10 protein-coding genes are annotated in these 12,876 nt (G+C 73.4%); 2 read left to right on the forward strand and 8 right to left on the reverse strand.

Annotated elements, in window-relative coordinates:
• Nucleotides 1-54: 54 nt before the first annotated feature.
• The 8 genes from ligA to ABD901_RS13330 all read right to left on the reverse strand — a co-directional run bounded on the left by ligA (nucleotide 55) and on the right by ABD901_RS13330 (nucleotide 10,468).
• A complete protein-coding gene (gene ligA, locus ABD901_RS13295; protein WP_345124989.1) occupies nucleotides 55-2,181 on the reverse strand; it encodes an NAD-dependent DNA ligase LigA in 2,127 nt (708 codons plus the stop codon).
• 84 nt (nucleotides 2,182-2,265) lie between these two features.
• The gene (locus tag ABD901_RS13300; protein WP_345124991.1) at nucleotides 2,266-3,261 is read right to left on the reverse strand and encodes a uroporphyrinogen decarboxylase/cobalamine-independent methonine synthase family protein; all 996 of its coding nucleotides are present in this window, start codon (nucleotides 3,259-3,261) and stop codon (nucleotides 2,266-2,268) included.
• Complete coding sequence (gene mnmA / locus ABD901_RS13305; RefSeq protein WP_345124994.1) at nucleotides 3,258-4,331, reverse strand: tRNA 2-thiouridine(34) synthase MnmA; 1,074 nt, start codon at nucleotides 4,329-4,331, stop codon at nucleotides 3,258-3,260. The genes ABD901_RS13300 and mnmA overlap by 4 nt, the downstream gene beginning before the upstream one ends.
• A 245-nt stretch (nucleotides 4,332-4,576) precedes the next feature.
• Complete coding sequence (locus tag ABD901_RS13310; protein ID WP_345124996.1) at nucleotides 4,577-5,503, reverse strand: chitosanase; 927 nt, start codon at nucleotides 5,501-5,503, stop codon at nucleotides 4,577-4,579.
• Between the two features lie 15 nt (nucleotides 5,504-5,518).
• Nucleotides 5,519-8,242 carry a glycosyltransferase gene (locus ABD901_RS13315; RefSeq protein WP_345124999.1) on the reverse strand — a complete coding sequence of 908 codons (2,724 nt, stop codon included), beginning with the start codon at nucleotides 8,240-8,242 and terminating at the stop codon, nucleotides 5,519-5,521.
• Complete coding sequence (locus tag ABD901_RS13320) at nucleotides 8,239-8,466, reverse strand: hypothetical protein (protein WP_345125002.1); 228 nt, start codon at nucleotides 8,464-8,466, stop codon at nucleotides 8,239-8,241. Before ABD901_RS13320 ends, ABD901_RS13315 begins: the two co-directional genes overlap by 4 nt.
• A 27-nt stretch (nucleotides 8,467-8,493) precedes the next feature.
• Nucleotides 8,494-8,895 (reverse strand): hypothetical protein, encoded by a 402-nt coding sequence (locus ABD901_RS13325; protein ID WP_345125005.1) that lies wholly within the window; start codon nucleotides 8,893-8,895, stop codon nucleotides 8,494-8,496.
• Between the two features lie 409 nt (nucleotides 8,896-9,304).
• The gene (locus tag ABD901_RS13330) at nucleotides 9,305-10,468 is read right to left on the reverse strand and encodes a cysteine desulfurase family protein (protein WP_345125008.1); all 1,164 of its coding nucleotides are present in this window, start codon (nucleotides 10,466-10,468) and stop codon (nucleotides 9,305-9,307) included.
• A gap of 541 nt (nucleotides 10,469-11,009) precedes the next feature.
• Here ABD901_RS13330 and ABD901_RS13335 point away from each other — a divergent pair.
• The gene (locus tag ABD901_RS13335; RefSeq protein WP_345125576.1) at nucleotides 11,010-11,537 is read left to right on the forward strand and encodes an RNA polymerase sigma factor; all 528 of its coding nucleotides are present in this window, start codon (nucleotides 11,010-11,012) and stop codon (nucleotides 11,535-11,537) included.
• Entirely contained in the window at nucleotides 11,491-12,801 is a 1,311-nt protein-coding gene (locus ABD901_RS13340) for an anti-sigma factor domain-containing protein (protein ID WP_345125012.1), read from the forward strand. Before ABD901_RS13335 ends, ABD901_RS13340 begins: the two co-directional genes overlap by 47 nt.
• The last annotated feature ends 75 nt before the right edge of the window (nucleotides 12,802-12,876 follow it).

Here is a 12,876-nt window from a genome sequence, read left to right on the forward strand (position 1 = left end):
GGCTCACGGCCTCGCCCGACCGCGATCGGCCGCGACGGCTCGCGGCCGCGAAGGCTACTCGGCGTCCGCGGGCTCCTCCGCTGGCGCGGCGCCGGCCTCGTCGCCGCCCGCCGGCTGGGCGGCCTCGCGAGCGGCGTCCGGCCCCGCGTTGAGCAGGACCTCGAAGCCGGCCTCGTCGAGGATCGGGACCTTCAGCGAGGCGGCCTTGTCGGCCTTCGAGCCGGGCGCCTCCCCCACGACCACGAAGTGGGTCTTCTTCGACACGGAGCCGGAGACCTTGCCGCCGCGCGAGGTGACGGCCTCGGTGGCCTCGTCCCGCGAGTACCGCTCCAGGGAGCCCGTCACGACGACCGTGATCCCCTCGAGCGGCCGCGGACCGGTGTCGACGCGCTCCTCCTCCATCCGGACGCCGGCGCGGGCCCAGCGCTCCACCCACTCGCGGTGCCAGTCCACGGCGAACCAGTCGCGCACGGCTCGGGCGATCGTCGGGCCGACCCCCTCGACGGCGACGAGCTCCTCCTGGGTCGCGTTGGCGATCGCGTCCATCGACAGCAGCGAGTTGACCAGGGCCTGCGCGGCGGTCGGGCCGACGTGGCGGATCGAGAAGGCGGTGAGGATCCGCCACAGCGGGCGCGACTTCACCTCCTCGAGGTTGGCCAGCAGGCTCAGCGCGTTGGAGGTGAGCGAGCCGTTCTTGTTGACGAAGAACGGCGAGCGGGCGAGGCGCTCGGCGTCGATGTCGAACAGCTCGCTCTCGTTGGGGATGACCGACTCGAGCAGCGCGTGGGCGGTCTCCTGCCCGAGCGCCTCGATGTCCAGGACGTTGCGCTCGGCCAGCGCGGCCAGGCGCTCGCGCAGCTGGCCCGGGCAGAACTGCGCGTTGGGGCAGCGGATGTCGACGTCGCCCTCCTTCTCGGGGGCGAGCGTCGTGCCGCAGGCCGGGCACTGCGTCGGCATCACGAACGCCCGCTCGGTGCCGTCGCGGCGGTCGACGACCGGGCCGAGCACCTCGGGGATCACCTCGCCGGCGCGCCGGATGACGACGGTGTCGCCGATGAGCACGCCCTTGCGCACGACCTCCTGGGCGTTGTGCAGGGTCGCCTGCCGCACCTTCGCACCGCCCACGAACACCGGCTCCATCACCGCGAACGGCGTGACCCGCCCCGTGCGCCCGACGTTGACCTGCACGTCGATGAGCTTGGTCATCGCCTCTTCCGGCGGATACTTGAACGCGATCGCCCACCGCGGCGCCTTGCTCGTCGAGCCGAGCCGGCGCTGGATCGACATCTGGTCGATTTTCACGACCACGCCGTCGATCTCGTGCTCGAGCCGGTGGCGCCGTTCGCCGTACTCCTCGATGTACTTCTTCACGCCCGCCAGGTCGTCGCACACCCGATAGCGCTCGGTGGTCGGCAGCCCCCAGGCGTGCATCAGCTCATACGCCTCGGACTGGCTCTTCGGGTTGAACCCCTCCCGCGCGCCGAACCCGTGCACCAGCATCCGCATCGGCCGGGAGGCGGTGATGTGCGGGTCCTTCTGGCGCAGGCTGCCGCTGGCGGCGTTGCGCGGGTTGGCAAACGGGGCCTCCCCCGCCGCCACCTGCGCGGCATTGACCTCCTCGAACCCCTCCACGTTGAAGAACACCTCGCCGCGCACCTCGAGCAGGTCGGGCACGTCGTCGCCGGCGAGGCGCTCGGGGATCTCGCGGATGGTGCGCGCGTTGAGCGTGATGTCCTCGCCCGTGCGCCCGTCGCCGCGGGTCGCGGCCCTGGTCAGCCGGCCCTTCTCATAGGTCAGGTTGAGCGCCAGCCCGTCGATCTTGAGCTCGCACAGGTATCGGGGCGCACTGCCGGCGTCGCGCTCCACCCGCTGCGCCCACGCGTCCAGCTCCGCCTCGTTCAGCGCGTTGTCGAGGCTGAGCATCCGCTCCCGGTGGTCGACGGAGGTGAACTCGGTCGAGAACGTGCCGCCCACCCGCTGGCTCGGCGAATCGGGCGTGACCAGCGCCGGGAACTGCGCCTCGATGGCCTCCAGCTCGCGCATGAGCCGGTCGTAGACCGCGTCGTCCACCGCCGGCGACTGCAGCACGTAGTAGCGATACTGGTGCTCGTCGAGCTCGCGGGCGAGCTCGGCGTGCCGCTCTCGCGCCTCGATCGTCGGTTCGGTTCCTGCGTCGGTCATGGCTGTGAACTTACCGCGGGGGTACGACAAAAAACGGCGCTCCTCGGTCGGCCGCGTCCGGCGTCCGGCGACGGGCGAGCGCGCTCACTCGGCGTCGTCGGTCAGCCGCCGGCCCGCCTCGCGCAACGCGGTCAGCGTCGCGCGCACGCCGCCGGCGGCCTCGCCCGGCAGCCCGCACGGCGGCGTCACGACCACCTGCTCGGCCATCGACTTGAGCGGGAACCCCAGCTTGCGCCACAGGTCCCGGACCTGCCCCGCCATATCGGCCGAGGCGCGCACGGACACGCCGGCGAAGAGCCCCAGGCCGGCGTCCAGCTGCTCGCCGAGCGCGTCCAGGTCGCGAACCAGCGACAGGTCCAGCGCGACCGCGCGGGCGCCGGCCTCGCGGAGCAGCTGCAGCGGTACCGAAGAGGCGCAGCAGTGCACGACCACGTCGACGCCGGCCGCGGCGACGAGCCCCGACAGCGCCGTCCGCGCGACGGCCGGGTCCACAGACCGCAGCGTGCCGAACCCGCTCTCCGTCGGCACCCGCCCGGCCAGCACCGCCGGCAGCGACGGCTCGTCGACCTGCAGCAGCACGGTGGCGTGCGGCAGCCGCGCGCGCACCTCGGCGACGTGCGCGCCGACGCCGTCGGCCAGCGACGCCGCCAGGTCGCGGCAGGCGCCCGGGTCGCGCAGCACCTGCCCGCCGATCGGCAGCCCGAGCGAGGCCGCGAGCGTCCACGGCCCTGGGACCTGGACCTTGAACACGCCGGCGAACTCCCCCGCCTGCTCCGTCATCGTGTCCAGGTCGCGTTCGAGCAGGTCGCGCGTGACGCGCAGGTCGTGTCCCGGCCGGGCGGCCACGCGCCACTGCGCGGCGTACAGCTCGATCGGCACCTCGACCAGGAACGCGCCCCCGCGCCCGATCATGTCCGCGCCCGGGCCGCGCCCGGGCAGCTCCGGCAGGTGGGGCAGGTCCGGCAGCTCGCCGAGCACGATGCGCTGCGCCTCGGCGATGTCGGTGCCGGGCATGGAGCCGATGCCGGTCGCGGACCCGACCGGCCAGGGGAATGACGTCACGCGCTGCTCCGAAGTCATGAGGTCTGCGAGATCGTTGCCGACCCGAGGACGATGTCGCCGTCCGGCGAGGGCTCGTAGCACACGATCGCCTGCCCGGTCGCGATGCCGCGCGCCGGGCGCCCGAGCGAGGCCACGAGGCGCCCGTCCTCCAGGCGCACGGACGCGGGCAACGTCTCGCCGTGCGCGCGCATCTGCACCTGGCACGCGATCTCGCCCGCGGCGGGCACGGTCCACACCGGCCGCTCCCCCACCACGCTCGACACGTCCAGCGCGGACGCGGGCCCGACGGTCACGGTGTTGGTCACCGGCGTGATCGACAACACGTAGCGGGGGCTGCGGTCGGGCGCGGACACCCGCAGGTCGAGCCCACGCCGCTGCCCGACGGTGTACGCGTAGGCCCCCTCGTGGCGCCCGATCACCGCGCCCGACGTGGCGTCGACGATGTCGCCCGGCGCCTGCCCGAGCCGCTCCGCGAGGAAGCGCTTCGTGTCGCCGTCGGCGATGAAGCAGATGTCGTGGCTGTCGGGCTTGTCCGCGACGGCCAGCCCGCGCCGCGCCGCCTCCGCGCGCACCTCGCCCTTGGTCGAGTCGCCGAGCGGGAACATCGCCCGGTCCAGCTGCTCGCGCGTCAGCACCGCCAGCACATACGACTGGTCCTTCGCCAGGTCGACGCTGCGCCGCAGCAGCCCGTCGCCACCGAGCCGCGCATGGTGCCCGGTAACCACCGCATCGAACCCGAGCGCCACCGCGCGATCCAGCACCGCCGCGAACTTGATCTTCTCGTTGCACCGCAGGCACGGGTTGGGCGTCCGCCCCGCCGCGTACTCCGCCACGAAGTCGTCCACCACGTCCTCGTGGAACTGCTCCGCCATGTCCCACACGTAGAACGGGATCCCGATCACATCCGCGGCCCGCCGCGCATCGCGCGCGTCCTCGAGCGTGCAGCACCCGCGCGCGCCCGTGCGATACGTCTGCGGGTTGCGCGCCAGCGCGAGGTGCACCCCGGTCACGTCATGCCCGGCCGCCGCCGCGCGCGCGGCCGCAACCGCGGAGTCGACCCCACCGGACATCGCCGCCAGCACTCTCACACCACCAGCCTACCGGCGCGCCGTGGCACGCCTCCGCGCGTCCGAGCCGCCCTCCGGGGGTGATGACTTTTCATGGCTCGGGCCCGTGCAACTGACGACCGTTGTTCCCACCAGACAACGCTGCGGGCCTGGCGGCCCTCCGCTGCCACGTCCGCGGTGCCAAGAGCCGCACCGCCCGCGGCACCGACGCGCCGTCCTGGCTCGGCCGCGCCCTGCCCCGCGGCGCCACGAACCCCCGCGGGAGCTCAGACCGCGATCTCGTACGAGTCGCCGTAGACCCGCCAGCGCAGGGGCGGGTCGAGGTCGAAGTTGCGCGCGGCGAGGAACACCCGCTGCGCGTCGTTGATGCGGCTCTCGTCCTCGTGGGCGCGCTCGGACGCCATCATGCGCACCCGGCCGTCCAGAAACGCCTCCAGGTAGGCGGCCTCGTCGCCGCCTCGGGCCGGCGGCCGGGCCTGCGCGGCCGCGGTGCGGCGCAGCTTCGTCAGGCCGTCGGCGCCATGCATGACGACCGCGTCGTAGTACATGAACTGGCCCAGGATTCGCAGGCCGTCCTGCTTGGCCTGGCTCAGCGCCGGGTTGAAGTACATGCGGTCGCGCTCCGCGTCCTGCGCGGTGCGGAACGCCGGTTCGGCCGCGGCCGCGCGCCAGTCGGCGGTGAAGCTCGGGTCCAGGCCGGCGTGCGAACCGCTGCCGTTGACCCGCTTGAGCGCCGGCAGGTAGGCGGCGAGGCGGTTGCCGCGCACGGCGGCCGTGTAACGCTCGACGACGGCGCGCATGTCCCCGGTACCGCTGCAGAACCCCACGATGCCGCCCGTGTAGCCCCGGCCGTCGTGGATGTCCTCGATGTAGCCGTACTGCGCGGACCAGTCGAGCGTCGAGTTCTCCGCGCTGGACACGATGCGCATCGCGATGTCCTTCTTCTGCGGGTCGGACAGGTCGCCGCGGACGATCTGGTTCGGCCCCACCCGTGCGGAGCGCCGCCCGTCCGGGCTGGCCGCGACGTCGCCGCCCGCGCCCGGGCGCCCGGGCGCCTGTCCCGCGCCCGGCGAGGCGTTCGCCGCCGTCCGCTCGGCCGCGCCGTCATCGTCGCGGCCGGCCCTGGGCATGGCGAGCGACGCCAGCGCGAGCGAGCTCACCACGAAGACCGCGACACCGAGGAGACGGCGCATGGACGTACCGCCCACTCAGAACTCCTCCCCGTCCGCATCGGCGTCAGTGGAGCGCAGCAGTCTCGTGCGAGAGACCGCGTACAGCACGGCGGTGCGCTCGGACGCGCGGTGCACGGGCTCGGACGCGCGATGCGCGGGCTCGGACGCGCGATGCTCGGACTCGGAGACGCGGTGCGCGGGCACGGGCGCGCAGTGCTCGGACTCGGAGACGCGGTGCGCGGGCACGGAGACGCGGTGCGCGGGCTCGGACGCGCGATGCACGGACTCGGAGGTACGGTGCGCGGGCTCGGACGCCCGGTGCACGGACTCGGAGACACGGTGCGCGGGCACGGGCGGGCGGTGCGCGGGCACGGGCGCGCTGTGCGCGGGCACGGAGAAGCGGTGCACGGGCTCGGACGCGTGCGGCCCCCGCGCCACGCCGCGCGTCAGCCCACCGGCCGGCTCGACCTCGTCCCACCACGCGGAAGCGCCGATTCGCCCATCGTCGAACCCGCTCCCGAGGCTTCCGTCCCGGGCATCCGGGTCGGAGCCGCTGTCGCTCGAGGCTGCCGAGCGCGCGGAGGCGGGGGTGGCGGCGGGCGTCGACGGCGGCTGGGCCGGGATCGGTGCACTCGCGCCCGCGGAGCCGGCCCGGTGCAGCTTGTGCCAGCGCAGCCGGGCGCCGGTCAGCGCCGTACCCATCGACTGGATCAGCACGATGTACATGAGCTGGCGGTAGACGAACTGCTGCAGCGGCAGCACCCACAGCGAACGCAGGCGCTCCTTGTCCAGGCGGAACGCGACGATCGCGGTCAGCATCTGCATGCCGAGCATCGCCAGCCACGCGATCGTCGTGATCTCCCAGTTGAAGAAGAACAGGCCGTACACGAAGAGGATGTCGATGAGCGGGGCCAGCAGCGGCAGCGCGATGCCGAAGAACGCGATGAACGGGAGCCCGACGCGGCCGAAGCGCCCGGACGGGCCGCTGTGGAAGATGGACCGCCGGTGCTTCCACATCGCCTGCATGGTGCCGTAGCTCCAGCGGTACCGCTGCAGCCACAACTGTCGCAGGGTGCTCGGCGCCTCCGTCCACGCGCGGGCGCGCTCCTCGTAGACCACCCGCCAGCCGCTCCGGCACAGCGCCATCGTCGCGTCGGTGTCCTCGGCCAGTGTGTCGTGGCTGATGCCGCCGATGTCGGCGAGCGCCGTGCGCCGGAACGCACCGATGGCGCCCGGGATCGTCGGCATCACCTGCAGCAGGTCGTACAGGCGGCGGTCGAGGTTGAAGCCGATGACGTACTCGATGTGCTGCCACCGCGCGACGAGGGACTTGCGGTTGCCGACCTTCACGTTGCCCGCGACCGCGCCGACGGTGGGGTCGGCGAACGGCTGGACGAGATGGCGGATCGAATCCGGCTCGAAGACGGTGTCGCCGTCGACCATGACGATCAGATCGTGCGTGGCCAGGGCGACGCCGACGTTGAGCGCGTTGGGCTTGCCGCCGTTGGGGATGCACACGACGCGCACGTTGGGCAGCGCCATCGCCTCGACGAGTGCCGCGGTGCCGTCGGTCGAGCCGTCGTCGACGACCACGACCTCGATCCCGCCGGGGTAGTCGCCGCCGGCGAGGGAGCGCACCGCGGCCTCGATGCCCTCCTTCTCGTTGTAGGCGGGCACGATGACCGACACGGGCTCCTCGACGGGCGGCCCCCACCGCCACGTTTTCGCGCGGCGTTTCCTGGCGTGTCGGCTCGCGAGCAGGAACAGCACCCCCGTGCGCCCGGCCGTGAGGATCCCGACGATGAGGAACAGGATCCGGAGCAGCTGCATGATCCAGTCGGCGACCGAAACGGCGGTCACGAGCGCGGCCGCGCGCCGCTTGTCGGCCACGCCGGCCGCCGCCTCGACCGCGATGTTCTGGCCCGCGAGCGCCTTGGCCAGGCCGCCGGAGACGGTCGTGAAGGTGTACCCGCGCTGCTGCATCAGCGGGATGAAGCGGTCCAGCGCCGCGATGGTCTCCTCGCGGTCGCCGCCGGCGTCGTGCATGAGCACGATGGAGCCGTTGTCGCCCGCGGGCGTCGCATTGCGCACGATCGCGTCCACGCCCGGGCGGCTCCAGTCGCGGCTGTCGGTGTCCGTCATGATCGGCAGGTACCCGAGGCGCCCGGCCTCCTGGATCAGCGGCCAGTTCGCGTCGTCGATGGCGTCGGCGCTGGACGAGTAGGGCAGGCGCAGCAGCGCCGACTTGTTCCCGGTCGCGCGGATGACGGCGAGCTGCGTCTGGGAGTACTCCAGCTCGCGCTGCCACTGCGACAAGCGATCCAGGCGCGGGTGCGTGAAGCTGTGGATGCCGATCTCGTCGCCCCCGCGGGCAAGGTCGGCGACGATGTCCGCGTGGCGGGTCACCTGGGTGCCCACGACGAAGAACGTCGCGTTGACGTTGTGCCGCCGCAGGACGGCCATGATGCGCGGCGTCCACTTCGGATCGGGCCCGTCGTCGAAGGTGAGCGCGATCGTCTTGGCGGGCAGCTTGTAGGAGCGGACGGCCCCGTTGCGCGTGTCGATGATCGGGCCGCCGTCGATGACCTCCTGCGGCACGTGCGTCTGGCGGCCGGCGCCCTCGCTGTGGTCGGGGTGGAACTCGGCGTTCACGTACGCCTCGACGAACAGCACGCCCGCGAGCATGCTCAGCAGGACGATGCCGAGGACGAGGCGGGTGTACGAGAACCGCTTCTTCGCGGTCTTCCGCCTGTGGCTCACGCCGCGACCGAGCCCGCGCTCGCGCCTGGCACCAGGACGCCACCGACCAGCGGCGTCGCGCGCGACAGCAAGAGCGCGGCTTCACCGAGCGCGATGGCGGCCGCCGTCGCGCCCGGTGGCGCGGTGCCGACAGTCCCCTCGGTGTTCACGGGCTGCGGCTGCGTCTGACCCGGCGTGGGCGTTGCCGACGGCGCCGGCGTCGCGGACGGATGCGGCGTCGCCACCGGCGACTTCGTCGGGTCCGCGGACGGCTAGGGCGTGGGCGCGGCGCTGGTCGGCCCGACGGCCGGCGCCGTGGTCGACGTCGCCGTCGGCGTCGCGGTATTGATCTTTTTGGCGCCCGAGCCGACCGGACGATTCTCTCCCGGAATATTCTTCGCACCCGGCTTGGCGGCGGTCGGCTGCGGATCAACCATCGGCAAATTGTTCACCAGGTCCGGGAACGGCAGCAGCTGCTGCGGCTTCAGCGGCCCGCCGACAAGGCTCGTGGCAACGAGCGCCCCATACACGAGCGTGGCGGCCCCGAGCACGCTGAATACGATTCTCATTCGCCTGCCGCGACGACCGGACGCATCGACGAATACCGGCGATGATTGGTCGACAACAGCAATGACCTGCGTGGCCTCATCCTCGGAAGGGGTTACGACTGACACCGCGCAAACATAGGGTGAGCGGCCGACTCGAGCGGCAGGAATAACGTCGAAGAATTGCCGTTACCAAATCCCCGGCCTCACTAGCAGGCAATATCTGCCGAGGTAGTTGATAATTCACCCATTGGGCTTCACCCCGACGACCGGCCGCCGTTGACTTGCCTCATCAGTAAGTCACCCGCCGCTCCTCCTTGGTGGTAGCGCTCCCAAAGGCGCTCACCAGCCCGAACATGGCACACCGAGAAGCCCTGCCAGACCGCGCGGAGGCCCCACGGAGGCCCCGATCCGTCGGGGGCGGGGCGCCCGGCACGGACGCGGAGACGCCGGTGCTCGGGCACAGGAACTCCGCGCGGTCGCGAGGCCGTGGCGCGCGGACGCGCGGGCGCGGAGGCGGTTGGTGGGCAGCGGGCGGTCAGCGGCTCTTGGTGGCGGCCCGGCGTGCGCGTTCGACCGCGCCGGGCAGCGCGGCGACCAGCGCGTCCACGTCCTCCATCGTCGAGGTGTGGCCGAGCGTGAAGCGCAGCGACGAGCGCGCCCGGGCGTCGTCGGCGCCCATCGCCAGGAGCACGTGCGACGGCTGGGCCACGCCTGCGGAGCAGGCCGAGCCGGTCGAGCACGCGATGTCCTGCGCGTCGAGGAGGAGCAGCAGCGCGTCGCCCTCGCAGCCGGGGAAGGAGAAGTGGGCGTTGCCCGGGAGGCGGTCGGCGGGGTCGCCGTTGAGGATCGCCTCCGGTATCGCCGCGCGGACGCGTTCGACCAGGGCGTCGCGTAGGCGGGCGATGCGCTCGGCGGACTCGCGCTGCGTCTTCACGGACAGCTCGAGAGCCACCGCGAAGGCCACGATGGCGGGCACGTCGAGGGTGCCGGAGCGTACGTCGCGCTCCTGGCCGCCGCCGTGGGCCAGCGGGGTGCAGTCGACCTCGCGGGCGAGCAGCAGGGCGCCCGCGCCGATCGGGCCGCCGAGCTTGTGGCCACTCACGGTCATGGCGGCCGCGCCGCTGGCGGCGAAGTCGACGGGCACCTGGCCGACGGCCTGCACGGCGTCGGTGTGGAACGGCACGCCCGCGTGGGCGGCGAGCTCGGCCAGCACGGCGACGGGCTGGATGGTGCCGACCTCGTTGTTGGCCCACATGGCGGTGGCGACGGCGACGTCGCCGGCCGCGAGGGCCTCGGCCAGCGCCTCCGGGTGCACCCGCCCGGAGGCGTCGACCGGCAGCCAGGTGACGGCGGCGCCCTCGTGGCTCTCCAGCCACGCCACCGAGTCGAGCACGGCGTGGTGCTCGACCGAGCTGGCCACGACCCGGTTGCGGCGCGCTTCCGCGCCCCTGCGCGCCCAGAAGATGCCCTTTACCGCCAGGTTGTCGCTCTCGGTGCCGCCGCCGGTGAAGATCACCTCCGACGGGCGGGTCACCAGCGCGGCGGCGACCCGCTCGCGCGATTCCTCCACCCGCCGGCGCGCCTGGCGGCCGGGGGCGTGCAGCGACGAGGCGTTGCCGACTTCGCGCGCCGTGGCGACGTAGGCGTCGAGCGCCTCCGGGAGCATCGGCGTGGTGGCGGCGTGGTCGAGGTAGGGCATCGGGGCCAAGCCTAACGGCCGGGCACTCCTTACTCCCCTCCGGTGGGCGGGCGATCGCCGCCGCACCCGTGCAACGACGGTGCCCGCTGCGACGCCGTAGGCACCGCCCGTGACGGATCGCGCCTCACCGGCGCGGACGCGCCGGGCCCATCGATCCGTAACAATCGAGGTCGCGCGCCTGATGCCCAGCGACGGCGCCCGGAAGCCCGGCCGTCGCGCGGTCACGGCCGGTGACGGTTGCCTGTCATCGCCCATGATTCTCGCAATCTGCAGAATTTCGCACGGGTGGTAAGGGGCACCACCCGGGGTGGAACCGCCGTATGGGAAACCCCACTACGCGCGTCCGCACGGCCCCCGCGCGCCGAATGCTTGGTCAGGAAGGACCGAATCGACTGCACTAGCTTCAGGACGTGCCCGTGCGATGGTGGCGATCACGGCATCCGGGCGGGCGGCACCGGTGAGCACCGGGCACCCGCACGGCGACGACGGCGAGGACGGCTTCACCGAGCTGTTCCGAGCCGGGGACGAGCGCGCGCTGCGCATGGCGTACGAGCGGTTCGGACCCGCGGTGTTCCACCTCGCGCTGCGCGGCGTCGGGGGCGTCGCCGACGCCGAGGACGTCACGCAGGCGACGTTCGTGGCGGCCTGGCTGGGCCGCGAGGGGTTCGACGCGACGCGCGGCTCGCTGCTCGGATGGCTGCTGGGCATCGCCCGGCGCAAGGTCGTCGACCAGATCCGTGCTTCCGCGCGGGACGACCGAATAGCCGATTCGGTACGCCGGATGGCCGCCCCGGCCCGCGACGGAGCCGCCGACGCGCCGCCGGACCGCATCGTGGACCGCCTCGTGCTGGCCGACGAGATGGCCCGCCTGCCGGGCGAGCAGCGCCGCGTGCTGGAGTTGGCCTTCTACGACGACCTGACGCACCCGCAGATCGCCGCCCTCACCGGCCTGCCCCTGGGCACCGTGAAAAGCCACCTGCGGCGCGGCATGGCGCGGCTACGCAGCCGATGGGAGGTGGACGGTGCCACATCTGGAGCCCGAGCGGCTGGTACTCCTGGCGCTCGGTGAGGAGGCCCTGGACCAGCACGAGACCGGCCACCTGGACGCGTGCGACCAGTGCCGCGCCGACATGGACTCGCTGCGCAACGTCGCAGGCCTCGGCCGGCAGACGCAGCGGCTGCGCGAGCTCCCGCCGCCGCCGGAGCACGTATGGCGGCGCATCCGCGCGGAGCTGGCCGCCTCCGGGCGCGGCGACCCGCCGCCGGCGGTGGGGCTGCACTCCGACCCTCCGCCGCCGCGACCGGGCCTGACCGACGGCGCCGGCGACGAGCAGGCGGACCCCGGCGCGGAGTCCACGCACCGCACCGGCGAGCCGGCCGGCCCCGATGACGCGCGGACGCCTCCGGGCGACACGGGCGTGCCTGAGGACGCGATGCCGTGGGCGACGCCGCCGGGCAATACGCCGTGGATCGCGCCCTCCGCAGAGACCGGCTGGGAGGCGCCGCCGGGCGATACGCCGTGGACCGCACCGTCCGGAGAGGCCGGCTGGGAGACGCCGCCGAACGACGCAACGTGGGCCGTGCGGCCGGACGCCGATGCATGGGGGACGCTCCCGGGCGACGATGCGGCAGGTGGGGAGGACCCAGCCGATGTCGTGCCGACCGCCCGGCTCGGGGCGTCTCACGAGTGGGACGCGTTCGGGGCCGCCGATGAGCGGGATACGTTGCCGTACAGCGTGTTCCAACCCGACCGGGTGCAAGACCGGCCCCTGCACATCGGCCAGGTCCGGGATGGGCGCGACGTCGCCGATGACGGCGCGGGCGCGAGAAGGGCGCGCGGGGGCGGGCGTGCGGCTCGGGGGCACGGATGGGGGCTCACGGCCGCGGTTGCGACCGCGGCGGCGATCGTGGCCGCTGTTGCCGGGGCCGGGGTGGGCGTGCGCGTCGTGGGCGGGCGCGGGAGCGGGGACGCGGCGGCCGAGTGCCGGGCTCAGGATTCGCGGGTACGGCTGGAGGCGCTGCCGGGCGCGCCCGCCGGGGCGTCGGGGTATGCGTGTGTGCGTACGAGCGGGGGGCAGCGGCGCATCGTCGTGCGGGCCGACGGGATGCCGGTGCAGATCGGGGCGGACTACGAAGCCTGGCTGATCGACGACAGCGGGCCGGGTGAGCGTGTGGCGGCGCTCGGGGTGCTGGGGGCCGGGCCCGACCTGGCGCTGGCCGTGCCGGCGACAGTGGACCTTTCGCAGTACCACATCATCGAAATCTCCGTCGAACCGCACGACGGCGACGCCGGGCCTTCCGGGCGCAGCATGCTGCGAGGGCGGCTGTCGTAGGTCGCCGCGTAACAAACGTTCCCGTGGGCGGATGCAAAAGGGCGCCCGCCGGAACGTTCGGCGGGCGCCCTCGCG

The sequence above is a fragment of the Dactylosporangium darangshiense genome, from assembly GCF_039537565.1.
GTDB lineage: Bacteria > Actinomycetota > Actinomycetes > Mycobacteriales > Micromonosporaceae > Dactylosporangium > Dactylosporangium darangshiense.

Bases quoted from the DNA above. Each gene is read 5' to 3' on its own strand.
- ligA (WP_345124989.1), bottom strand. From the start codon at position 2,181: ATGACCGACGCAGGAACCGAACCGACGATCGAGGCGCGAGAGCGGCAC.
- ABD901_RS13300 (WP_345124991.1), bottom strand. From the start codon at position 3,261: ATGACTTCGGAGCAGCGCGTGACGTCATTCCCCTGGCCGGTCGGGTCC.
- ABD901_RS13310 (WP_345124996.1), bottom strand. From the start codon at position 5,503: ATGCGCCGTCTCCTCGGTGTCGCGGTCTTCGTGGTGAGCTCGCTCGCG.
- ABD901_RS13330 (WP_345125008.1), bottom strand. From the start codon at position 10,468: ATGCCCTACCTCGACCACGCCGCCACCACGCCGATGCTCCCGGAGGCG.
- ABD901_RS13335 (WP_345125576.1), top strand. From the start codon at position 11,010: ATGGCGTACGAGCGGTTCGGACCCGCGGTGTTCCACCTCGCGCTGCGC.